This window comes from Pseudomonas sp. NFX183 (assembly GCF_047943075.1).
Taxonomy (GTDB): domain Bacteria; phylum Pseudomonadota; class Gammaproteobacteria; order Pseudomonadales; family Pseudomonadaceae; genus Aquipseudomonas.
On record NZ_CP181333.1, the window covers coordinates 157,146 to 179,823 of the forward strand.

The following is a 22,678-nucleotide window of genomic DNA, read 5'->3' on the forward strand; positions in this document are numbered from 1 at the left end:
GAGGCTTACTTGACAGCCCAACCCGTCAGCTCAGCCAGGGCTTTGCCGATGTCTGCCAGCGAACGCACGGTTTTAACGCCTGCGTCCTGCAGTGCAGCGAATTTCTCGTCTGCAGTGCCTTTGCCGCCAGAGATGATTGCGCCAGCATGGCCCATGCGCTTGCCCGCAGGGGCAGTCACACCAGCGATGTAGGAAACAACCGGCTTGGTCACGTGTGCCTTGATGTAGGCAGCCGCTTCTTCTTCAGCCGAACCGCCGATCTCACCGATCATCACGATCGCTTCGGTCTTCGGGTCTTCCTGGAACAGTTTCAGGATGTCGATGAAGTTCGAGCCTGGGATCGGGTCACCGCCGATGCCGACGCAAGTCGACTGACCGAAACCGGCGTCAGTGGTTTGCTTCACAGCTTCGTAGGTCAGGGTGCCGGAACGCGAAACGATACCGACTTTGCCTGGCAAGTGAATGTGACCTGGCATGATGCCGATCTTGCATTCGCCTGGGGTGATCACGCCTGGGCAGTTAGGGCCGATCAGAACTACGCCCAGCTCGTCGCACTTAACTTTAGCGTCCAGCATGTCCAGGGTAGGAATGCCTTCGGTGATGCACACGATCAGCTTGATGCCGCCGAATGCTGCTTCCAGGATCGAATCCTTGCAGAAAGGTGCTGGAACGTAGATCACGCTGGCGGTGGCGCCAGTGGCAGCTACAGCGTCTTTCACGGTGTTGAACACTGGCAGACCCAGGTGCTCGGTGCCGCCTTTGCCCGGAGTTACGCCGCCAACCATCTTGGTGCCGTATTCGATGGCTTGCTGGGTGTGGAAACTACCTTGCGAACCGGTAATACCCTGGCAGATAACTTTGGTGTCTTTATTGATCAGGACGCTCATTATTTGCCCTCCGCAGCTTTGACAACTTGTTGAGCAGCGTCGGTCAGGCTGGTAGCCGCGATGATGTTCAAACCGCTTTCTGCCAGTACTTTAGCGCCCAGTTCAGCGTTGTTACCTTCAAGGCGTACAACAACCGGGATTTTAACGCCAACTTCTTTCACTGCACCGATGATGCCTTCGGCAATCATGTCGCAACGAACGATGCCGCCGAAGATGTTGACCAATACTGCAGCGACGTTGGAGTCGGACAGGATGATCTTGAACGCTTCGGTTACGCGCTCTTTGGTAGCACCGCCGCCCACGTCGAGGAAGTTGGCTGGTTTGCCGCCATGCAGGTTGACGATGTCCATGGTACCCATGGCCAGGCCAGCACCGTTGACCATGCAACCGATGTTACCTTCCAGCGCTACGTAGTTCAGTTCGAACTTGGCAGCGTGCGCTTCGCGCGGATCGTCTTGCGACGGATCGTGGAAAGTCTTCAGCTTAGGCTGACGGTACATGGCGTTGGCGTCGATGTTGATCTTGGCGTCGAGGCAGTGCAGATCGCCGTCAGCCTTGATCACCAGCGGGTTCACTTCCAGCAGGGCCAGATCGTGATCCTGGAACAGTTTGGCCAGACCTACGAAGATCTTGGCGAACTGGGCAACTTGCTTGCCTTCCAGGCCCAGCTGGAAAGCCAGCTCACGACCCTGGAATGGCTGAGCGCCAACCAGTGGATCGATAGTGGCTTTCAGAATTTTTTCTGGGGTTTCGTGAGCGATCTTCTCGATGTCCACGCCACCTTCGGTGGAAGCCATGAACACGATGCGACGGCTCGAACGGTCAACGACAGCGCCCAGGTACAGCTCTTTAGCGATATCAGTGCACGATTCAACCAGGATCTTGGTGACTGGTTGGCCATTGGCATCAGTCTGGTAAGTCACCAGACGCTTGCCCAGCCACTGCTGTGCGAAGGCCTTGGCGTCTTCTTTGCTGCGAACCAGCTTAACGCCGCCCGCTTTACCGCGACCACCAGCGTGGACCTGGGCTTTGACAACCCACTCGGTACCACCGATTTTGTCGCAAGCTTCTGCTGCTGCTTCCGGGGTGTCTACTGCGTAACCCTTGGATACTGGCAGGCCGTATTCAGCGAACAGCTGCTTACCCTGATACTCGTGAAGATTCATGCTTTTTACCGTCTTCGTTAGGTACTGCGCATTCGGCGCTGCGCTCATTATGAGTGCCGCGCCACCTGTGACTGCTGCTTGCACAACTTGCAGGGCTTAACGCCCGTAAAGCTGCGCAAGACTGCGTCCAGCGGATATTCCGCGGTGAGTCTTGCGCGCAAGGCTCACGACGGGCAACCGCCGTGGTTTCTTATTATCTCGCTTAGCGTTTCTTCTTGTTGGCGATGTGGATGGCGCCGCCATTCACAGCCAACGCGGCTTCATGCAACGCTTCGGACAGGGTCGGATGGGAGAAGACCATCATGCCCAGGTCCTCGGCGCTGGTGCCGAATTCCATACCGATCGCGCCTTGCTGAACCAGTTCTGCAGCGCTTGGGCCAATCACGTGGACGCCCAATACGCGGTCAGTCTTGGCATCAGCGATGACTTTGACAAAACCACCGGTGTCGTTGGCTGCCATGGCACGGCCAGAAGCGGCAAACGGGAAGGTGCCGACGTTAACTTCAACGCCTTCAGCTTTCAACTGCTGTTCGTTCTTGCCGACCCATGCAATTTCCGGGTGGGTGTAGATAACGGACGGGATCAGGTCGTAGTTCATCTGGGTTTTGTGACCCTTGATGCGCTCGACAACCATGATGCCTTCTTCGGACGCCTTGTGCGCCAGCATCATGCCGCGCACCACGTCGCCGATGGCGTACACGCCAGGCACGGTGGTAGCGCAGTGATCGTCAACGTGGATGAAACCACGCTCGTCGATGTTCACGCCGCTGTCGGAAGCCAGCAGGTCGGTGGTCACTGGACGGCGACCCACGGCTACGATCAGCTTGTCGAAGGTGATGGTCTGCTCGCCTTCTTTATCGGTGTAGGTCACCACGACTTCTTCGCCGTTGACCTTGGAACCGGTAACACGGGCGCCCAGCTTGATGTCCAGACCTTGTTTGGTCAGGGTTTTCAGCGCTTCTTTGGACACCGCGGTGTCGGCAGCCAGCAGGAACGTGTCCAGAGCTTCCAGAACGGTCACTTCCGAACCCAGGCGGGACCATACCGAACCCAGCTCCAGACCGATGACGCCAGCGCCGATCACGCCCAGACGCTTAGGCACGGTTTGGAATTCCAGGGCGCCGGTCGAATCAACGATCACGTTCTGGTCAACGGGAGCCGGTGGAATGTCGATTGGACGCGAGCCTGGAGCCAGGATCACGTTCTCGGCTTCGATGACTTCTACCGAACCATCCGGCTTGGTGATTTCAACTTTCTTGCCGGCCAGCAGTTTGCCGTGACCTTGCAGGGAAGTAACGCCGTTGGCCTTGAACAGGGTGGCAACGCCGGAAGTCAGGCCTTTAACGATGTTGGCTTTACGGCCGACCATTGCTGGCACGTCCATGGTCACGCCAGCATGGTTAATGCCGTGGATCGCGAAACCGCTTTGGGCTTCGTGGAATTTCCAGGAGCTGTCCAGCAGCGCCTTGGAAGGAATGCAACCTACGTTCAGGCAAGTACCGCCCAGCGCCAGTTTGCCTTCCTTGTCGGTGTATTTTTCGATGCAAGCAGTCGAGAGGCCCAGTTGTGCGGCCTTGATAGCGGCAACGTAGCCGCCAGGACCTGCACCAATCACTACAACGTCAAATTTCTGCGACATGAAAATAGTTCCTCTATTCAGCGACAAGCTTCAAGCGACAAGCCGCAAGCCAAGCTGCTTTTTCCTACAGCTTGTAGCTCGCAACTTGCCGCTGCGTCTTTAGATGTCCAGCAGCAGACGAGCCGGGTCTTCCAGCAGGTTCTTGATGGTCACCAGGAAAGTCACGGCTTCTTTACCATCGATCAGGCGGTGATCGTAAGACAGTGCCAGGTACATCATTGGGCGGATCACGACTTGGCCGTTGATGGCCATCGGACGCTGGATGATGTTGTGCATGCCCAGGATCGCAGCTTGTGGCGGGTTGACGATCGGGGTCGACATCATCGAACCGAAGGTACCACCGTTGGTGATGGTGAAGGTACCACCGGTCATCTCGTCGATGGTCAGCTTGCCGTCACGGGCTTTCTTGCCGAAGCCGGCGATGCCGCCTTCGATTTCAGCCAGGCTCATCAGTTCGGCGTTACGCAGAACCGGTACCACCAGGCCACGGTCGCTGGACACGGCAACGCCGATGTCTGCATAACCGTGGTAAACGATGTCGCTGCCGTCGATGGAAGCGTTGACTGCCGGGAAGCGTTTCAGCGCTTCGGTGGCCGCTTTCACGAAGAACGACATGAAGCCCAGACGCACGCCATTGTGGGACTTCTCGAACAGGTCCTTGTACTTCGAACGCAGGGCCATGACTTCGGTCATGTCGACTTCGTTGAAGGTAGTCAGCATCGCCATGTTCGACTGTGCTTCGACCAGGCGCTTGGCCACGGTGGCACGTACGCGAGTCATCGGTACGCGCTTCTCGGTGCGGTCGCCAGCGGCGAACACAGGCGCAGCGGCAGCCGGAGCAGCGGCCTTGGCAGGTGCGGCAGCTGGAGCGTTTTTCTTGGCTTCAACTGCAGCTACCACGTCTTCCTTGGTGACACGGCCGTCTTTGCCGGTGCCTTTGATGGACGCCAGGTTGATGCCGTTTTCTTCGGCCAGCTGACGCGCAGCCGGTGCAGCGATTGGATCTTCGCCAGCAGCAGCCGGTGCAGCTGGAGCCGAAGCAGCCGGTGCAGCAGCGGCGGCCGGGGCAGCGGCTGGAGCAGGAGCAGCAGCGCTGCCCTCTTCGATCGAGCCCAGGATCTGGTTCGACAGAACGGTAGCGCCTTCTTCGGCAACGATTGCGCCCAGTACGCCGTCAGCCTCAGCCAACACTTCCAGAACGACTTTGTCGGTCTCGATGTCGACGATCAGGTCGTCACGCTTTACGGCGTCGCCTGGTTTCTTGTGCCAGGTGGCAACGGTGCCATCGGCAACCGATTCCGGGAATGACGGGGCTTTGATTTCGATAGCCATTATCTGTGGGTCCTTAAAATTCGGTTTCAGTCAGCGCGAAGGCGTTAAACAGTGAAAGCATCTTGCAGCAGTTTTTCCTGCTGCTCGGCGTGCATCGACGCATAACCACACGCAGGTGCAGCAGAAGCATCACGACCGGCATACTCAAGGCCAAGGCCTGTTTTGTGGTTACCGATGCTGCGACGCAAGTGATGCTGACTGCTGTACCACGCGCCCTGGTTCATCGGTTCTTCCTGACACCACACCACGTTGGTGAGGTTGGTGTAAGGCGCGATGGCCTCCATCAGGTCGTCTTCCGGGAACGGGTAAAGCTGCTCGATCCGCACGATGGCGATGTCTTCGCGGCCTTCGGCACGGCGTTTTTCCAGCAAGTCGTAGTAAACCTTGCCGCTGCACAGGATCAGGCGAGTGACCTTGGCGGCGTCCAGGGTGTCGATTTCTGGAATCACGGTCTGGAACGAACCGTCGGCCAGATCTTCCAGGGTCGAGATGGCCAATTTGTGACGCAACAGCGATTTCGGGGTCAGCACTACCAGCGGCTTGCGCAGCGGGCGGATCACCTGGCGACGCAGCAAGTGGTAGATCTGGGCCGGAGTAGTCGGCACGCACACCTGGATGTTGTGCTCGGCGCACAGCTGCAGGTAACGCTCCAGACGGGCCGAAGAGTGCTCCGGCCCCTGACCTTCATAACCGTGTGGCAGCAGCATGGTCAGACCGCACAGACGGCCCCACTTGTGCTCGCCGCTGGTGATGAACTGGTCGATAACCACCTGGGCACCGTTGGCGAAGTCGCCGAACTGGGCTTCCCAGATCACCAGCGCGTTTGGCGTGGTGGTCGAGTAACCGTATTCGAACGCCAGTACGGCTTCTTCGGACAGGAACGAATCGTACAGGTCGAAACGTGGCTGGCCTTCGTACAGGTTCTGCAACGGGATGTAGGTGCCCGCGTCTTTCTGGTTGTGCAATACCGCATGGCGGTGCGAGAACGTACCGCGGCCAATGTCCTGGCCGGTCATGCGGATCGGGTGACCTTCGAACGCCAGGGTCGCGTACGCCATGGTTTCAGCGTAACCCCAGTTGATCGGCAGGCCGCCGGCTTGCATCTTCTGACGGTCTTCGTAGATCTTCGCAACCTGGCGCTGCACCACGAAGCCATCTGGAATTTCCAGCAGCTTGGCGGACAGTTCCTGCAGGGTTTTCAGATCGAACGAGGTGTCGTGACGCGCAGTCCAGGCGTGGCCCAGGTACGGACGCCAGTCCACGAACAGCTCTTTGTTCGGCTCTTTAACCAGGCTTTTTACTACGTGCAGACCGTTGTCCAGCGCGTTGCGGTATTCATCGATCTTCGCCTGAACACGCGCATCGTCAACCACGCCGGCCTTGATCAGGCTGTCGGCGTACAGCTCACGGGTGGTGCGCTGCTTGGTGATTTGCTGGTACATCAACGGCTGGGTGCCGCTAGGCTCATCCGCTTCGTTGTGACCGCGACGACGGTAGCAGACCAGGTCGATCACCACGTCACGCTTGAACTGCATGCGGTAGTCGATGGCCAGTTGGGTCACGAACAGCACGGCTTCCGGATCATCACCATTCACATGGAGGATCGGCGCCTGGATCATCTTGGCAACGTCGGTGGCGTACTCGGTAGAGCGCGCGTCCAGCGGGTTGCTGATGGTGAAACCCACCTGGTTGTTGATGACGATATGAACCGTACCGCCGGTCTTGAAGCCGCGCGTCTGCGACATCTGGAACGTTTCCAGAACCACGCCTTGACCGGCGAAAGCCGCATCACCGTGGATGGAAATCGGCAGAACCTTTTCACCGGTGGAATCGTTGCGACGATCCTGGCGAGCACGTACCGAACCCTCGACCACTGGAGAAACGATTTCCAGGTGGGATGGGTTGAAGGCCATGGCCAGGTGAACTTCACCGCCGGTGGTCATCACGTTGGACGAGAAGCCCTGGTGGTATTTAACGTCACCGGAACCTAGCTCGACCTTCTTCTTGCCTTCGAACTCGTCGAACAGCTCGCGCGGGTTCTTGCCGAAGGTGTTGACCAACACGTTCAGGCGACCACGGTGAGCCATGCCGATCACGATTTCCTTGGTGCCGTAGGAACCGGAACGCTGGATCAGCTCGTCGAGCATTGGAATCAGGCTCTCGCCGCCTTCCAGGCCGAAACGTTTGGTGCCCGGGTATTTGGTACCCAGGTATTTCTCGAGACCTTCGGCTGCGGTCACGCGCTCCAGCAAGTGGCTGCGTACGTCGGCAGACAAAACCGGACGGCCACGCACACCTTCCAGACGATGCTGGAACCAGTGGCGCTGCTCGGAATCGGTGATGTGCGTAAATTCAGCGCCGATGGTGCGGCAATATGTCTGCTGCAACGCTTCGTGAATTTCGCGTAGGCTCGCTTCCTCTTTGCCGATGAACAGGTCGCCGGCACGGAAGGTCGTATCAAGATCGGCATTGGTCAAGCCGTAATGATTGATCGACAGGTCAGCAGGTGCAGGACGCTTCCAGAGCCCCAGCGGGTCAAGCTGGGCCGCCTGGTGGCCACGCATCCGGTAAGCCTGGATCAGTCGCAGTACTTCAACTTGCTTCTTCTCGTGCTCGCTGCTCACGCTCCCGGCGGAAACCGGCTGAGCGCGGCGCTGGTTCTTTGCCAGCAGCACAAACTGATCGCGAATTGTTGCGTGCGATACATCGGTGGCAGCGTTGCCGTCTGAAGACAACGTCTGAAATTTGGTGCGCCATTCTTCTGGCACAGCGTTAGGGTCGTGCAGGTAGAGCTCATAAAGCTCTTCCACATAGGCAGCGTTACCACCTGAAAGATAGCCGCTGTTCCACATGCGCTGCATCACGCTTTCTTGCATGCTTGGTCACCCTCGATTTGGGGACACCACCGGCGAAAACACCGAGTTTGCTTGCAAAAGGCCAAGTGCAGCGACCAAAACAAGCCACTTAGGATCACGCTGATAGTTCGGGTACCAACCCGAATGCCCCTGCTTGTCTCATTTCTTCAAAATAAGAGCCGCGGCTTTGTAAGTCGCTGCTCAAGTTAAAACTACGGCGCCGGTTGAAGCCTGCGCCGTAGCATTTACGGGCACAACGGTCCTGCTTTATTACAACGTCGGTTACACGCCGCTTTGCAGCAGCATGTTACGGATGTGACCAATGGCCTTAGTCGGGTTCAGGCCTTTGGGACATACGTTGACGCAGTTCATAATCCCGCGGCAGCGGAATACGCTGAACGGGTCATCCAGTGAGGCCAGACGCTCGGACGTCTTGGTGTCACGGCTGTCTGCCAGGAAGCGATACGCTTGCAGCAGTGCAGCTGGACCCAGGAACTTGTCCGGGTTCCACCAGAAGGACGGGCACGAAGTCGAGCAGCAAGCGCACAGGATGCACTCGTACAGACCGTCGAGCTTTTCACGCTCTTCCGGGGACTGCAGACGCTCGATGGCCGGAGCCGGCGTGTCGTTCTGCAGGAACGGCTTAACTTTCTCGTATTGCTTGTAGAAGATGCTCATATCGACGACCAGGTCACGGATAACCGGCAGACCTGGCAGAGGACGAACGATCAGCTTGTTGCCTTTAACCACGGCAGACAGCGGCGTGATGCACGCCAGGCCGTTTTTGCCGTTGATGTTCATGCCGTCGGAACCGCACACACCTTCACGGCAAGAGCGACGATAGGAGAAACCCTCGTCCTGCTCTTTGATCAGGGCCAGCACGTCCAGCACCATCAGGTCTTTACCACCGGTATCAACCTGGAATTCCTGCATGAACGGCGCAGCGTCCTGATCAGGGTTGTAGCGATAAACACTGACTTTCAACATGGCAGCCACCCTTAGTAAGTCCGAATCTTCGGTTCAAACGTCGGAACCGTCTTCGGCGAGAAGTTCACGGCACGCTTGGTCACGCGCTTGTCACCCGGGAAGTACAGGGTGTGGCACAACCAGTTCTCGTCGTCGCGGTCTTCAAAGTCTTCACGAGCGTGAGCACCACGGGATTCTTTACGAACCTCGGCGGCGATCGCAGTCGCTTCAGCCACTTCCAACAGGTTTTGCAGCTCAAGGGCTTCGATACGAGCGGTGTTGAACGCCTGGCTCTTATCGTTGATCTTGACGTTGGCGATGCGCTTGCGCAGATCGGCCAGCTGGGCAATACCCTTCTGCATGTATTCGCCGGTACGGAATACACCGAAGTAGTTCTGCATGCAGTTTTGCAGCTCGCGACGCAGGGTTGCCACGTCTTCGCCATCGGTACGCTCGTTCAGAGCGTTCAGGCGCGCCAGGGCAGTTTCGATGTTGGCGTCGGTCGCGTCATCGTATTCGATGCCGTCGGACAGTGCCTTCTCGAGGTGCAGGCCGGCAGCGCGACCGAATACCACCAGGTCGAGCAGCGAGTTGCCGCCCAGGCGGTTGGCGCCGTGAACCGATACGCACGCCACTTCGCCTACCGCGAACAGGCCGTGAATGATCTCGTCCACGCCGTCGGCGTTCTGAGTGATCGCCTGACCATGAATGTTGGTCGGCACGCCGCCCATCATGTAGTGGCAAGTCGGAACAACCGGAACCGGAGCAACCACCGGGTCAACGTGAGCAAAGGTCTTGGACAGCTCACAGATACCCGGCAGGCGGCTGTGCAGTACTTCTTCGCCCAGGTGATCGAGCTTGAGCAGTACGTGGTCGCCATTAGGGCCACAGCCGTTACCGGCAATGATTTCCTTGACCATCGAACGGGCTACAACGTCACGACCGGCAAGGTCTTTCGCGTTCGGAGCGTAACGCTCCATGAAGCGCTCGCCGTTCTTGTTGATCAGGTAGCCACCTTCACCACGGCAACCTTCGGTTACCAGTACGCCGGCGCCGGCAATACCGGTTGGGTGGAACTGCCACATTTCGATGTCTTGCACCGGTACGCCTGCACGCAGTGCCATGCCGACGCCGTCACCGGTGTTGATCAGGGCATTGGTGGTCGATGCGTAGATACGGCCTGCACCGCCAGTCGCCAGAACGGTAGCCTTGGCGCGGATGTAGGAGGTTTCACCGGTTTCGATGCAAATGGCGATCACGCCGACGAATGCGCCGTCAGCGTTTTTCACCAGGTCAACCGCGTAGTATTCGTTCAGGAACGTGGTGCCGGCTTTCAGGTTGCCCTGATACAGGGTGTGCAGCAGCGCGTGACCGGTACGGTCGGAAGCGGCGCACGTACGGGCAGCCTGGCCGCCTTTACCGTAATCCTTCGACTGGCCGCCGAATGGACGCTGGTAGATACGACCCTGTTCTGTACGCGAGAACGGCAGACCCATGTGGTCCAGCTCGAACACGGCGGCCGGGCCTTCCTGACACATGTATTCGATAGCGTCCTGGTCACCGATGTAGTCGGAACCCTTGACGGTGTCGTACATGTGCCAGCGCCAGTCATCGTTCGGGTCGGCGGACGCGATGGCGCAGGTGATGCCACCCTGTGCCGACACGGTGTGGGAACGCGTTGGGAACACTTTGGTGATCACGGCAGTCTTGTGACCGCCCTGGGCCAGCTGCAGCGCTGCGCGCATGCCAGCACCGCCGCCACCAATAATGATGGCGTCGAAGGAAATAGTTGGAATGTTAGCCATGAATCAGATACCCCAAAGAATCTGCACACCCCAGACGAAGTAAGCGAACATCGCGACGCCGCATACTGCCTGGAAGAGGAAACGGACTGCAGTCGCGGACTTGCCCAGCGCCATTGGCGTCAGGTAGTCAGTCGCGATGGTCCACATGCCGACCCAGGCGTGAGCGCCCAGAGCTACAAGTGCCAGCAGACTGAAGATTCGCATCGCATTGTGGGAAAACAGGCCGTGCCATTGCTCATAGCCGATGCCCGGGTTTGCGACGAGGTATCCGATCAGGAAAATGAAATAAGCCGCGAGAACGACCGCAGACACACGCTGTGCCATCCAGTCATAGAGGCCCGAACGCGAAAGGTTCGTAACGCTGGTTACCATATCCAAACTCCTGCCAGAACGATCAGCACCACGGAAATGGCGATGATGATTTTCGAGCCCAGGCGGCCGCCTTCCAGCGTCTCACCGATGCCCATATCCATGATCAAGTGGCGCACGCCGGCTACCAGATGATAAAGCAGAGCGGACAGGAGGCCCCATGCTACGAACTTGGCCAGCGGGCTGGTCAAGCATGCCTTCACCTCGGCAAAACCTTCCTCGGAACCCAGGGATTTGCTCAATGCATAAAGCATGATGCCCAAGCCCAGGAACAGGATGATGCCGGAAACACGGTGCAGGAACGACGTAACGCCGGTGATGGGGAGTTTGATGGTCCTTAGGTCTAGGTTTACAGGTCGTTGGCTATTCACGGCTTTTTTTCACACTGAAGAGCCCCTAACAATCAGGGCAAAGTTGTTGGGGAGTGCGACTGGTCAGGTAAGCACCACCCAGGGAGTGCGACCCCCAATGAAAGCAAGCCCAAAAGCCCTTGGCGGTCGGTGGCCGAGTATAGACAGTTAGGTTACTAATGACAACGCGCGCTCCTCACCCTAATAGCTGATTGCGCTGGCGGGATAAAAGGCGTAAATGGCAGTCAATTTCGACGAAAAAGTACGGTTAAAGCCTTCTGGAGCAAGACTTTAGGCAAATTGACATCTGAATTTATCTCACTATAGTGGTGCGGGCCCTGCGTGGGGGGTCTGTCTGATGATTTGAAGCATAAATAGGAGGCCACATGGCTGACAAAAAAGCGCAGTTGATCATCGAGGGCGCAGCCCCCGTCGAGCTGCCCATTTTAACCGGCACCGTTGGTCCCGATGTTATCGACGTACGGGGCCTGACGGCCACGGGCCGTTTCACTTTCGACCCAGGCTTCATGTCGACCGCCTCTTGCGAGTCGAAGATCACCTATATCGACGGCGACAATGGCATTCTGCTGCACCGGGGCTACCCGATCGAGCAGCTGGCCGAGCAATCGGACTACCTCGAAACCTGCTACCTGCTGCTAAATGGCGAATTGCCAACAGCCGAGCAAAAAGCCCAGTTCGTCAGCACCGTGAAGAACCACACCATGGTTCACGAGCAGTTGAAGACCTTCTTTAACGGCTTCCGTCGCGACGCCCACCCGATGGCCGTGATGTGCGGCGTGGTTGGCGCCCTGTCGGCCTTCTATCACGACTCCCTGGACATCAATAACCCGCAGCATCGCGAAATCTCCGCAATCCGCCTGGTTGCCAAGATGCCAACCCTGGCCGCAATGGTTTACAAGTACTCCATGGGTCAACCCATGATGTACCCGCGCAACGACCTGACGTACGCGGAAAACTTCCTGCACATGATGTTCAACACCCCGTGCGAGATCAAACCGATCAGCCCGACGCTCGCCAAGGCCATGGACCGGATCTTCATCCTCCACGCCGACCACGAGCAGAACGCCTCCACCTCGACCGTACGCCTGGCAGGCTCCTCGGGTGCCAACCCGTTCGCCTGTATCGCCGCCGGTATCGCCGCACTCTGGGGCCCTGCCCACGGCGGTGCGAACGAAGCCGTATTGACCATGCTCGATGAAATCGGCGATGTCTCGAACATCGACAAGTTCATCGCCAAGGCCAAGGACAAGAACGATCCGTTCAAGCTGATGGGCTTCGGTCACCGCGTCTACAAGAACCGTGACCCGCGCGCCACCGTGATGAAGCAGACCTGCGACGAAGTGTTGAAGGAACTGGGCATCAAGAACGATCCGCAACTCGAACTGGCCATGCGCCTGGAAGAGATCGCGCTGACCGATCCATACTTCATCGAGCGCTCGCTGTACCCGAACGTCGACTTCTACTCGGGGATCATCCTCAAGGCGATCGGCATTCCAACCAGCATGTTCACCGTGATCTTCGCCCTGGCGCGGACCGTGGGCTGGATCTCCCACTGGAAAGAAATGCTCTCCAGCCCGTACAAGATTGGCCGCCCGCGCCAGCTGTACACCGGCTACGAGTCGCGTGACATCACCAAGCTGGAAGACCGCAAGTAAGCCAACCGCTTAGTTGCACCGAATAAGGCCTCCTCTGGAGGCCTTATTTGTTTCTGCCGAACGCGCGCCAACACCGATCACTTCCACCCCCCTCACCCGCTGAAAACCACTTTTATTGATGCAGGATTTAAGAAACAGTTTTGTCGTATCCGTGACCAATAAATGCAAAAAAAAGCCCCGATCTCGCGACCGGGGCTTTTTTTGTAACCGTTACGACACTTAGTGGTTAACCGCCCCACTCGCCCCCAGGCCCGTTTGTGAACGCACAAACTGCGGGAAGTACAGCGCACGCTCTTTCTCTGCCGCCGCCGACTTGTCGGTGATGGAGAAGAACCAGATACCGATGAACGCAATGATCATCGAGAACAGCGCCGGGTATTCGTACGGGAAGATGGCTTTCTCGTGGTGCAGGATCGACACCCAGATGGTCGGGCCGAGGATCATCAGGCCAACGGCACTGATCAAGCCCAGCCAGCCGCCAATCATCGCGCCACGGGTGGTGAGGTTTTTCCAGTACATGGAAAGCAGCAGCACCGGGAAGTTACAGCTGGCGGCAATGGAGAACGCCAGGCCGACCATGAACGCAATGTTCTGGCTTTCGAACAGGATACCCAAGCCGATTGCCAGCACCGCCAGGGCGATGGTGGTGATCTTCGACACGCGAATCTCATCCTTCTCGTTGGCCTTGCCTTTCTTGATCACGCTGGCATACAGGTCATGGGACACCGCCGAAGCACCCGCCAGGGTCAGGCCGGCAACCACTGCCAGAATGGTGGCAAACGCCACGGCCGAGATGAAGCCCAGGAAAATACTGCCGCCCACCGCGTTGGCCAGGTGCACCGCCGCCATGTTGTTGCCGCCGAGCAAGGCGCCTGCCGCATCCTTGAACGCCGGGTTGGTGCTGACCAGCAGGATCGCGCCAAAACCGATGATAAAGGTCAGGATGTAGAAGTAACCGATGAAACCGGTGGCATACAGCACGCTCTTACGCGCTTCCTTGGCGTCGCTTACGGTGAAGAAGCGCATCAGGATGTGCGGCAGGCCAGCAGTACCGAACATCAGCGCCAGTCCCAGGGAGAACGCCGAGATCGGGTCTTTCACCAGGCCGCCCGGGCTCATGATCGCTTCACCTTTAGGGTGAACCTTGATCGCCTCGGCAAACAGCGTGTTGAAGTCAAAGTTGACGTGCTTCATCACCATCAGCGCCATGAACGAGGCACCGGACAGCAACAGCACAGCCTTGATGATCTGTACCCAGGTGGTCGCCAGCATGCCGCCGAACAACACATACAGGCACATCAGGATACCCACCAGAATCACCGCAACGTGGTAATCCAGGCCGAACAGCAGTTGGATCAGCTTGCCCGCGCCGACCATCTGCGCGATCAGGTAGAACGCCACCACCACCAGCGAGCCACAGGCCGACAGGCTGCGGATCTGGGTTTGCCCGAGGCGATAGGACGCCACGTCGGCAAAGGTGTACTTGCCCAGGTTACGCAGGCGCTCGGCGATCAGGAACAGGATGATCGGCCAACCCACCAGGAAGCCGATCGAATAGATCAGGCCGTCGTAACCGGAGGTGAACACCAGCGCGGAAATACCCAGGAAAGACGCCGCCGACATATAGTCGCCAGCAATCGCCAGGCCGTTCTGGAAGCCGGTAATCTTGCCGCCGGCCGCATAGTAGTCAGCCGCCGATTTGTTGCGCTTGGACGCCCAGTAGGTGATGCACAGGGTTGCACCGACAAACGCCACGAACATCAGGATCGCGGCGATATTCAGCGGTTGCTTGTGCACTTCACCGGTCAAGGCATCCGCCGCCCAAACGGCGGGCGCGAAGATCGAAGCGCCACATACAGCCAATAGACGCCGGATCATTGCGCAGCCTCCTTGAGAATCGCATTGTTCAGGTCGTCGAATTCGCCGTTGGCGCGTCGTACGTAGATGCCGGTAAGAATGAAGGCCGACACAATCAGCCCGACCCCGATCGGGATTCCCCAGGTAATCGAGGAACCGGGGCTGAGCTTGGCGCCCAGCACTTGTGGCCCGTAGGCAATCAACAGGATGAAAGCGGAGTAAAGCCCTAGCATGATCGCCGAGAGAATCCAGGCGAACCTTTCCCTTTTTCTCACCAGCTCCTTGAAACGCGGGCTGTTTTGAATCGAGAGGTAAATGCTGTCGTTCATTGTTTTTATCCTCGCAGCACAGCTTTTTATTATTTTGGAACATATCCACTGTATGCGGCTGCGGAACAGGTTCCAGACGACCTTAGTAGTAGAACGAGATAGCAACTTCGCAAGTTTTTAAGCCAACAAATAAACAACAGCCTGAATGCAGGCAAAAAAATGTGGGAGCGGGCTTGCTCGCGAAGGCGGTGCATCAGTCAATACATGGGCTGACTGACACACCGCCTTCGCGGGCAAGCCCGCTCCCACATTGGGTTTGTGGTGGGGCTTCTAAAGAGTTAGTGCTTTATTTGGCAGTCCACTCGGCCACACGCTCAGGGTGTTTGGCGACCCAATCCTTGGCCGCGGCATCAGGTTTGGCGCCTTCCTGGATTGCGAGCATGACTTCGCCGATTTCGTCCTTGGAGGCCCACTGGAATTTCTTCAAAAAGGCCGCGACTTCCGGCGCTTTCTTCTCCAGGCCCTTGCTGCCGATGCTGTTGACGGTTTCAGCAGCCCCATAAATTCCTTTTGGATCGTCCAGGAAACGCAGTTTCCACTTGGCGAACATCCAGTGTGGCACCCAACCGGTGACCGCAATGGACTCCTGTTTGTCTTCGGCACGGGTCAGTTCGGCGATCATCGCGGCGCCCGAGCTGGCTTGCAGCTTGTAGTCCAGGCCATAGGCCTTGATCGCTTCGTCGGTCTTGAGCATCACGCCTGAACCGGCGTCGATGCCGACAATCTTGTTCTTGAAGGTGGTGTCGGTCTTGAGGTCTTCAATCGATTTGGCCTTGACGTACTCCGGCACGATCAGGCCAATTTTTGCATCCTTGAAGTTGGGGCCGTAGTCGACCACCTTGTCCTTGTTCTTGGCCCAGTACTCACCATGGGTCACGGGCAGCCAGGCGGAGAGCATGGCGTCGAGCTTGCCGGTGGCCACGCCCTGCCACATGATCCCGGTAGCGACGGCCTGCAGTTTCACGTCATAACCGAGCTTTTCCTTGATCACCTCTGCCGCCACGTGGGTGGTGGCAACGCTGTCAGACCAGCCATCTACGTAACCGATGCTCAGGGTTTTGCTGTCGGCGCTGGCCAGTGTGGAGCTCATCGCAACTACCAGAGTGGCAGCTGCGCCCAAGAGTCGTCGCATCTTCATAGTACTTCCCCGAAAGTGCTGCGCCCGGCGGATGCCGAGCGACGTCAACCTGTTGTTATGTGGTGCACCGCGCCCCCTTCACGCGCATCGATCCGGCGGCCCAGACATCAGTGGAGTGCTGACACTTCGATCATCAACCTGCCGGGACCTTGGACCTGCTCTGACTGCGACCTCAGGTAAGCAAGAAACGACATCACATCGCCAGCAGGACGTTTTGTAGGACATCGCAGCAAAATCCCGCCCGAACTTTGCATGTCTAAATTATGCGGCCCCACTGGGAAGGGCTAAATCCGGGTAAGATGCGCGCCTTTGCTCCCCAGATAAGCCGACCATGCCCGCGACTGCCCGCTTCCCTGCCCTGCCCTATATTTTCGCCCTGATCCTCGGCGTACTTGCCCTTGTCGGCTATTGGTACGGCCTCGGCCGGCCCGTGGTGTTGCCGGACGTGGCCAGCGCCAGCCACAAAATGCAATGCGCCTCGTACACGCCGTTCGACAAGGACCAGTCGCCGTTCGACCAGCCCTTCAAGCTGCGCCCCGAGCGCATGGACGCCGACCTGGCCCTGCTGGCCACCCGCTTTGAATGCATTCGCACCTACTCCATGACCGGCCTGGAAGCCTTGCCGGACCTGGCGCGCAAGCATGGGTTGAAGTTGATGGCCGGCGCCTGGGTCAGCAGTGACCCGGTTGCCACCGAAAAAGAAGTCGCCGAGTTGATCGCTGCGGCCAACGCCAACCCGGACGTGGTCACCTCGGTGATCGTCGGCAACGAAGCGCTGCTGCGCAAGGAAGTCACCGCCAAGCAGTTGGTGACGCTGATCCATAAGGTCAAAAGCCAGATCAAGCAGCCGGTGACTTATGCCGACGTGTGGGAGTTCTGGCTCAAGCACCCGGAAATCGCTCCGGCGGTGGACTTCCTGACCATTCACCTGCTGCCGTACTGGGAAGATGACCCGTCGGGCATCGACCAGGCGCTCAAGCACGTGGGTGATGTACGTCAGACTTTCGGCAACACGTTCGCTCCCAAGGATGTGCTGATCGGCGAGACCGGCTGGCCCAGCGAAGGCCGCCAACGCGAAACCGCCGTGCCGAGCCGGGTCAATGAGGCCAAGTTCATGCGCGGCTTTGTGGCCATGGCCGAGGCCAATGGCTGGCATTACAACCTGATCGAAGCTTTTGACCAGCCATGGAAACGCGCCAGCGAAGGCGCGGTTGGGGGTTACTGGGGGCTGTTTGATGCTGATCGCCAGGACAAGGGCATCCTCGCCGGGCCGGTCAGCAATGTGCCGTACTGGCCGCTGTGGCTGAGCGTGGGCGGAATTATCCTGCTGGGCACTTTGGTACTTGGCGGGCGCGTTCGCAGCACGCGCGCAGCACTCATGCTGCCATTTCTCGGTGCCGTGGCGGCCTGTTCCATCGGCACCTGGGCCGAGCTGAACCGCGTTACCGCGCGCTTCAACGATGAATGGGTGTGGGCAAGCTTGCTGGTGGTGTTGAACCTGCTGGTGCTGGCCCACGCCGCCCTGGCCCTGAGCGCGCGCGACGGTTGGCGTGAGCGGGCCTTTCACTGGCTGGAGCAACGCGCGGGCTGGCTGGTGGCAATCGCCGGGTTTGCCGGTGCGGTAATGATGCTCGCGCTGGTGTTTGACCCGCGTTATCGCAGCTTCCCGAGTGCGGCGCTGGTGTTGCCGGCGCTGGTTTACCTGGTTCGCCCGGTAACCGGCCCGCGTCGGGAGATTGCGCTGCTGGCCTTCATCATCGGCGCAGGCATTGCGCCACAGCTGTATCGCGAAGGGTTGCAGAACCAGCAGGCGTGGGGTTGGGCAATCGTGAGTGTGCTGATGGTTGTAGCCTTGTGGCGTTGCTTGCGCGTGCGCAAGGCCTAAGACCGCCATCGCAGGCAAGCCCGCTCCCACATTAAGGCCGGATTCACGCGGTCAAAATGTGGGAGCGGGCTTGCTCGCGACGAGACCCTGTCAGGCAGCCCGCGGCTTCCTGACCAACCGCAACCCTGCAATCACCACCGCAAACACCGCAAACGTGGTGTTGTACAACGCCAGCGCCGGCAAGCCGAACACCATCCCCAACACGGCCAGGCCCCATCCGGCACGGCCCGGCACAAAAAATCCCAGCACCGATGTAACCAACGCCGCCCAGCCCAAGACCTTGAAGTGAATCATCAACCCCAGGTTCGAACGCAACTGGCATTCCCAGCGGCTGGCCTCATCGGCGCAGATGCCAACCCACTGGCCATCCTCCATAAAACCGTAACGTGCGCCATAACTGGCGGCCAGCCATAAAGGCAAGGCAATAAGCAGCAGGATCAGCGGCAAACGACGGGACATGGGGCACTCCGATAGACAAAAACGGCGCTCAGCTTAATCCCACGGCGGCCGTTAGCAAGCGGTGTGCACAGATAAGTATTCATCCATGCCTCGCAAAGTGTATCTTCTGGCTACTATTACCCCGATTCCGTGGCTTTTTTCCGACTTTTAGTGCCGAGAGCTGGCACTTCGGTGGCGACGCGGTGGTCATAGCCTGCGAACTTCATTCAGCACGTTTCCTCTTAGGGATTAAGTCATGCTCCGTTCCTTGCGCTGTGCTGCCTTGCTGGGCAGCCTATTTTTGAGTGCGTCAGCACTGGCCGTCGACATCGACCAAGCCAGCTATGGCTACCCTTTGACCAACCCGTTCGAAGCGACCATTGCGACCACCCCGCCTGACCTTCGGCCTAAATTGCCGACCGACGACGAGATCAACCAGTCCGACTACACGCTGAACATGCGCCCCGAGCGCGAGTTCAGCCTGCCGGACAACTTCTGGGCGGTGAAGAAACTCACCTATCGCATCGCCAAACAAGACCACGCCGCGCCGCTGATCTTCCTGATCGCAGGCACCGGCGCGCGGTTTGACAGCAGCATCAACGAATACCTGAAAAAACTCTATTACCAGGCCGGCTACCACGTGGTGCAGCTGTCGTCGCCAACCAGCTTCGATTTCATCAGCGCCGCCTCGCGCTTCGCCACCCCGGGGATCACCCAGGAAGACGCCGAGGACATGTACCGCGTGATGCAAGCCGTGCGCGCGCAGAACGCCTCGCTGCCGGTGACCGACTTCTACCTCACCGGCTACAGCCTGGGTGCCCTGGATGCGGCGTTTGTCAGCAAGCTCGACGAGACCCGTCGCAGCTTCAACTTCAAAAAGGTGCTGCTGCTCAACCCGCCGGTCAACCTCTACACCTCGATCACCAACCTCGACAAGCTGGTACAGACCGAGGTCAAAGGCATCAATAACACCACCACCTTCTATGAGCTGGTGCTGAGCAAGCTGACGCGCTACTTCCAACAAAAGGGCTACATCGACCTCAATGACGCCCTGCTCTACGACTTCCAGAACTCCAAGCAGCACCTGACCAACGAACAAATGGCGATGCTGATCGGCACCTCGTTCCGCTTCTCGGCGGCCGACATTGCCTTTACCTCGGACCTGATCAACCGCCGCGGTCTGATCATTCCGCCTAAGTACCCGATCACCGAAGGCACCAGCCTCACGCCGTTCCTCAAGCGTGCGCTGCAATGCGACTTCGACTGCTACCTCACCGAACAAGTGATCCCCATGTGGCGCGCGCGTTCCGACGGCGGCAGCCTGCTGCAACTGGTTGACCAGGTGAGCCTGTACGCGCTCAAGGACTACCTGCACAGCAGCCCGAAAATCGCGGTGATGCACAACGCCGACGACGTGATCCTCGGCCCTGGTGACCTCGGTTTCCTGCGTAAAACCTTCGGCGATCGCTTGACCGTCTACCCTCTGGGCGGCCACTGCGGCAACCTCAATTACCGCGTCAACGCCGACGCCATGCTGGAGTTCTTCCGTGGCTAAATATCTTCTGCTGCTCGCCGCCCTGATGTGCGCGGGCGTCGCCAATGCCGACAACAGCAAGGCGCATGAACCGGTCAAGGTCGACGCCGATGGCTTCAAGGAGCCGCTGACCAAGCTCAAGTTCAACCCGGGCCTGGACCAGCGCGAGTTCGAGCGTTCATCGCTGACCGCGCTCAACGTGTATGACCCGCTGGAGTCGTGGAACCGCCGCGTGTACCACTTCAACTATCGCTTCGACCAGTGGGTGTTCCTGCCGGTGGTTGACGGCTACCGCTATGTCACCCCGAGCTTCCTGCGCACCGGCGTGAGCAACTTCTTCAACAACCTGGGCGATGTGCCCAACCTGTTGAACAGCCTGCTGCAGCTCAAGGGCCATCGTTCCCTGGAAACCACCGGGCGCCTGCTGCTCAACACCACCATTGGCGTCGCCGGCCTGTGGGACCCGGCCACCGCCATGGGCCTGCCGCGCCAGAGCGAAGACTTCGGTCAAACCTTGGGCTTCTACGGCGTGCCCGGCGGCGCCTACCTGGTGCTGCCGATCTTCGGCCCGTCGAACCTGCGCGACACCACCGGCTTGATCGTCGACTACGGCGCGGAAACCGAGATCAACTTCCTCAACGTGTCCAAGGTCAGCGAAAACCACCCGGAAATCTGGGCCCTGCGCGCCGTCGACAAACGCTATCAGACCAGCTTCCGCTACGGTCAGATGAACTCGCCGTTCGAGTATGAAAAGGTGCGCTACATCTACACCGAATCGCGCAAGTTGCAGATTGCCGAGTAAACGCCCTGCAGATACGAAAAAGCCACTCACCTGAATGAGTGGCTTTTTTGTTTGTGCTCCAACATCACTCAGCAGTACGTGACGTATCCACAGAGCGACTGGCAGATTGTTCTTTAGCGCCCGGCCATAACCCAAAACCAACCCAGAAGAGCGACCCGACAAAAGGCAACAACGTCCAGAACGAGTTGACCTGGCTGATGCCGTTATCGGTGAGCCTTCGGCATAACAGAGTGACCCTGGCAGGCAGCGTCAGCAGCAAATAACCCAAGCCAATACCCAAGGTAGTTTTTATCCAATCTTCAAAAAACCACCAGCAAATAGCTATGTATGCCCCTTCAATTACCTTATCAACCAACTGAAAATACCAGAAAGCTCTCCTGCTCGACCGCCCCTCGAATACAAATGATTTCTTCAGTGCGTCCAGATACCAATTCATTTAAAACTCCCTGATTAACAGACTCTGTAAAACGCCTGGATAGGCCAAACAGAGCCGCAGATCTTAGGAAGGATTGAATTGGTCCTCTGTAGGGAAAAGCCTAAAGCGCTGCGACCAGACTGACTCACACGCCCTGGCAAACACCTGTCAATGTCTTACTGCGTGCCAAATTTTCTCGAAGATTTGAACCACCACCAACGCTACCGCCCCCGCAATAATCCCGGCCACCGCATTGAGCAGCGTCGGCATCAGCCACGCCATGGCGCCGACGCTCTGGCTCGCCGTCTCAATCCAGTGATGCACCACCGGCACGCCGTGGGTGAGAATCCCGCCGCCGACCATGAACATCGCTGCCGTGCCGATCACCGACAGGCTTTTCATCATGTAAGGCGCGGCGCGCAGAATCGCCCCGCCGATGCTGCGCGCGGCCTGGCCGGGCTTTTGGGTCAGCCACAGGCCGAGGTCATCGAGCTTGACGATACCGGCGACCAGGCCGTAAACGCCGATGGTCATGACAATGGCGATGCCCGACAGCACGATCACTTGCTGCATCAACGGCGCATCGGCGACCGTGCCGAGGGTGATGGCGATGATTTCCGCCGACAGAATGAAGTCGGTACGGATCGCGGCCTTGATCTTGTCCTTCTCAAACGCAACCAAGTCAGTCGCCGGGTCCGCCACTGCTTCGACCAAATGCGCCTGTTCCTCAGTGCGCTTGTGTATGAAGCTATGCGCGAGCTTTTCAAAGCCCTCGAAACACAGATAAGCCCCGCCCAGCATCAACAACGGCGTGACCGCCCACGGCGCAAACGCGCTGATTAGCAGCGCCGCAGGCACCAGAATCAACTTATTGAGAAACGAGCCCTTGGCCACCGCCCACACCACCGGGATCTCCCGCTCGGCCCGCACCCCGGAAACCTGCTGGGCATTCAACGCCAAGTCATCGCCGAGCACCCCGGCAGTCTTCTTGGCGGCCATTTTGGTCATCAACGCCACATCGTCGAGGACGGCGGCGATGTCGTCGATCAGTACCAGTAAGCTGCTTCCTGCCATGACGCGGTCATCCTGTAAGTAAAGTGCCGCGAATATAACGCGGCGACCGTGAGGGAATATAGGTTTCCGCTGCGTGAAGGATTGCTGTTGATCTGGCTTTTGCTCTGCTTTTGCTTTTGCTCTGCTTTTGCTTTTGCTCTGCTTTTGCTTTTGATCTGAGT

At 58.4% G+C, this 22,678-nt stretch carries 19 protein-coding genes; 4 read left to right on the forward strand and 15 right to left on the reverse strand.

Annotated elements, in window-relative coordinates; genetic code table 11:
• Positions 1-5: 5 nt before the first annotated feature.
• From sucD to sdhC, 9 genes are all read right to left on the reverse strand, one after another.
• Positions 6-887, reverse strand: a complete 882-nt coding sequence (gene sucD, locus ACM530_RS00810; protein WP_003172813.1) for a succinate--CoA ligase subunit alpha — start codon at positions 885-887, stop codon at positions 6-8.
• Entirely contained in the window at positions 887-2,053 is a 1,167-nt protein-coding gene (gene sucC / locus ACM530_RS00815; RefSeq protein ID WP_003233235.1) for an ADP-forming succinate--CoA ligase subunit beta, read from the reverse strand. Before sucC ends, sucD begins: the two co-directional genes overlap by 1 nt.
• Positions 2,054-2,255: 202 nt before the next feature.
• Positions 2,256-3,692: a dihydrolipoyl dehydrogenase gene (gene lpdA, locus ACM530_RS00820; protein ID WP_106576739.1), complete on the reverse strand. Its 1,437-nt coding sequence runs from the start codon at positions 3,690-3,692 to the stop codon at positions 2,256-2,258.
• Between the two features lie 99 nt (positions 3,693-3,791).
• Complete coding sequence (gene odhB, locus ACM530_RS00825; RefSeq protein ID WP_262210685.1) at positions 3,792-5,024, reverse strand: 2-oxoglutarate dehydrogenase complex dihydrolipoyllysine-residue succinyltransferase; 1,233 nt, start codon at positions 5,022-5,024, stop codon at positions 3,792-3,794.
• 44 nt (positions 5,025-5,068) lie between these two features.
• Positions 5,069-7,900, reverse strand: a complete 2,832-nt coding sequence (locus ACM530_RS00830; protein ID WP_145164989.1) for a 2-oxoglutarate dehydrogenase E1 component — start codon at positions 7,898-7,900, stop codon at positions 5,069-5,071.
• 261 nt (positions 7,901-8,161) lie between these two features.
• Positions 8,162-8,866, reverse strand: a complete 705-nt coding sequence (locus ACM530_RS00835; RefSeq protein WP_003172807.1) for a succinate dehydrogenase iron-sulfur subunit — start codon at positions 8,864-8,866, stop codon at positions 8,162-8,164.
• A gap of 11 nt (positions 8,867-8,877) precedes the next feature.
• Positions 8,878-10,650: a succinate dehydrogenase flavoprotein subunit gene (gene sdhA, locus ACM530_RS00840; protein ID WP_145164991.1), complete on the reverse strand. Its 1,773-nt coding sequence runs from the start codon at positions 10,648-10,650 to the stop codon at positions 8,878-8,880.
• Positions 10,651-10,653: 3 nt separating this feature from the next.
• Positions 10,654-11,022 (reverse strand): succinate dehydrogenase, hydrophobic membrane anchor protein, encoded by a 369-nt coding sequence (sdhD, locus tag ACM530_RS00845; RefSeq protein ID WP_003172805.1) that lies wholly within the window; start codon positions 11,020-11,022, stop codon positions 10,654-10,656.
• Positions 11,016-11,390, reverse strand: a complete 375-nt coding sequence (sdhC, locus tag ACM530_RS00850; protein ID WP_106576743.1) for a succinate dehydrogenase, cytochrome b556 subunit — start codon at positions 11,388-11,390, stop codon at positions 11,016-11,018. The genes sdhD and sdhC overlap by 7 nt, the downstream gene beginning before the upstream one ends.
• Positions 11,391-11,755: 365 nt before the next feature.
• Between sdhC and gltA the strand changes: the two genes are divergently transcribed.
• Positions 11,756-13,045, forward strand: coding sequence for a citrate synthase (gene gltA / locus ACM530_RS00855; RefSeq protein ID WP_078047629.1), 1,290 nt, complete (start codon positions 11,756-11,758; stop codon positions 13,043-13,045).
• A 219-nt stretch (positions 13,046-13,264) separates the two neighbouring features.
• Here gltA and ACM530_RS00860 read toward each other — a convergent pair whose 3' ends face one another.
• The 3 genes from ACM530_RS00860 to ACM530_RS00870 form a co-directional block, all read right to left on the reverse strand.
• Positions 13,265-14,923 (reverse strand): cation acetate symporter, encoded by a 1,659-nt coding sequence (locus ACM530_RS00860; RefSeq protein WP_145164993.1) that lies wholly within the window; start codon positions 14,921-14,923, stop codon positions 13,265-13,267.
• Complete coding sequence (locus ACM530_RS00865; RefSeq protein WP_106576745.1) at positions 14,920-15,231, reverse strand: DUF485 domain-containing protein; 312 nt, start codon at positions 15,229-15,231, stop codon at positions 14,920-14,922. The genes ACM530_RS00860 and ACM530_RS00865 overlap by 4 nt, the downstream gene beginning before the upstream one ends.
• A gap of 286 nt (positions 15,232-15,517) precedes the next feature.
• On the reverse strand, positions 15,518-16,369 hold the full coding sequence (locus tag ACM530_RS00870) for a glycine betaine ABC transporter substrate-binding protein (RefSeq protein ID WP_145164995.1): 852 nt from the start codon (positions 16,367-16,369) through the stop codon (positions 15,518-15,520).
• A 331-nt stretch (positions 16,370-16,700) separates the two neighbouring features.
• On the opposite strand from ACM530_RS00870, the gene ACM530_RS00875 reads away from it, so the two are divergent.
• Positions 16,701-18,254 carry a glycosyl hydrolase family 17 protein gene (locus tag ACM530_RS00875; RefSeq protein WP_416364070.1) on the forward strand — a complete coding sequence of 518 codons (1,554 nt, stop codon included), beginning with the start codon at positions 16,701-16,703 and terminating at the stop codon, positions 18,252-18,254.
• A 90-nt stretch (positions 18,255-18,344) separates the two neighbouring features.
• Here ACM530_RS00875 and ACM530_RS00880 read toward each other — a convergent pair whose 3' ends face one another.
• Positions 18,345-18,713, reverse strand: coding sequence for a hypothetical protein (locus ACM530_RS00880; protein ID WP_106576748.1), 369 nt, complete (start codon positions 18,711-18,713; stop codon positions 18,345-18,347).
• A gap of 235 nt (positions 18,714-18,948) precedes the next feature.
• Between ACM530_RS00880 and ACM530_RS00885 the strand changes: the two genes are divergently transcribed.
• Together ACM530_RS00885 and ACM530_RS00890 are read left to right on the forward strand one after the other, a co-directional pair.
• Positions 18,949-20,247 (forward strand): serine/threonine protein kinase, encoded by a 1,299-nt coding sequence (locus tag ACM530_RS00885; protein WP_106576749.1) that lies wholly within the window; start codon positions 18,949-18,951, stop codon positions 20,245-20,247.
• Positions 20,240-21,028: a VacJ family lipoprotein gene (locus tag ACM530_RS00890; protein WP_145164999.1), complete on the forward strand. Its 789-nt coding sequence runs from the start codon at positions 20,240-20,242 to the stop codon at positions 21,026-21,028. Before ACM530_RS00885 ends, ACM530_RS00890 begins: the two co-directional genes overlap by 8 nt.
• Before the next feature lie 64 nt (positions 21,029-21,092).
• On the opposite strand, the gene ACM530_RS00895 is transcribed toward ACM530_RS00890, so the two are convergent.
• Both ACM530_RS00895 and ACM530_RS00900 read right to left on the reverse strand, forming a co-directional pair.
• Entirely contained in the window at positions 21,093-21,464 is a 372-nt protein-coding gene (locus tag ACM530_RS00895; RefSeq protein ID WP_353188882.1) for a DUF805 domain-containing protein, read from the reverse strand.
• A gap of 147 nt (positions 21,465-21,611) precedes the next feature.
• Positions 21,612-22,517 carry a DUF808 domain-containing protein gene (locus ACM530_RS00900; RefSeq protein ID WP_416364071.1) on the reverse strand — a complete coding sequence of 302 codons (906 nt, stop codon included), beginning with the start codon at positions 22,515-22,517 and terminating at the stop codon, positions 21,612-21,614.
• Positions 22,518-22,678: the final 161 nt, after the last annotated feature.